Below are 1114 nucleotides of genomic sequence, written 5' to 3'. Positions count from 1 at the left end.
TGTTAATACAGCCGCCGGCGTGAACATGTCGGCAGACACGAACACGAAAGACGCTTCGTGTTTTCGTCGTGCCTCCACTAAAGGATGAAAAGCCGCGTTCGTGCGCGCAAAGGAGTCTTTTTTGAGTCGGTGCGTGTTGCGATGTGTTGGCAGCACAAGGGGTAACGATTTCTGAGGTGTGTTGCGATTTTAGGGTTGTAAAGTGAGCGTTTTTGTGCGCGCCGGCGGCTGTATTAACAGATCGTGATTGCAGCTCGGGTGGAACGAGAGGCTGGTGAACTGCGTCGATTTCATCCGGTCTTAGCGTTGTGGGTGTAGCTGACGGTAGTGACGCTGGCGACCTCCTCGCGGTCCAAGAGGTCGGCGTTGTTGCAGATGTAGTTCGTGGCCCGTCAAAAGGGGCTTATCCCCTTTTCTTCCTTACGATTACCGACCGGCGTATGAAGTTCCCATTCTTATCAAAGAATTCCGAATAATCGCGATGTCTGAGGGCTTCAGATTTGGGCATGGTCTCCGAGCGAATATGTGATCCGAAGAAAACCCTGCATGTAGTATTGTCGTTGTCTTTCAATAATTCTTCTTTTTCGAAGGAATACCAAGAGAAAGTAAGGTCATCGGCAGAGGATTTTGAGGCGACGATGCAAACTTGGCCAACACGCAAGTCAGTTGCCATATTTGCCTGATAGCCTGTGGTGTAGAGATCGTAGAAGGCATTCTTGCCATACAGCTTGGTGTGTTCTCGCCCATGACAATTGTTCAGCAGTAAGACCGGGTGGTTCTGGTTCATATTGCATCCTTCGGGTAGAGTTTTCGTAGATGTATTAACCGTATCTAGAGACAGTGACCAGCCCCCAAGTGTTGTACCAATGTTTATGTTAATCGAACGGTGCTGTAACAGGCTAGCTGAGTCGTGCGGAGTGAAGCGGAAGGCAGAAGAGGGTATTATCCTCTTTTCTGTCTCTCGTTGTTGCGCTTCGGAATTGAATCTGCCTTTCTTTCTCGGTCTTGGTAAGCTTTGCCATTCGTGGCAACCCGGGCAGTCATAATAGTGGTTCAGGGGCAGAATCAGGGACAGCACGGTGAGAATCGGGCTAAATGGTTTTGGAATCTTGAG

General features: G+C 49.6%; 1 protein-coding gene. It reads right to left on the bottom strand.

What is annotated here, in order from left to right:
- Positions 1 to 403: 403 nt before the first annotated feature.
- On the bottom strand, positions 404 to 1114 hold a 711-nt coding region (locus tag D6783_03230), incomplete at its 5' end, for a hypothetical protein (protein ID RME52977.1).

It is taken from the genome of Candidatus Woesearchaeota archaeon (assembly GCA_003694805.1).
Taxonomy (GTDB): Archaea; Nanobdellota; Nanobdellia; order Woesearchaeales; family J110; genus J110.
This window is presented reverse-complemented; position numbering and strand designations above follow the sequence as displayed.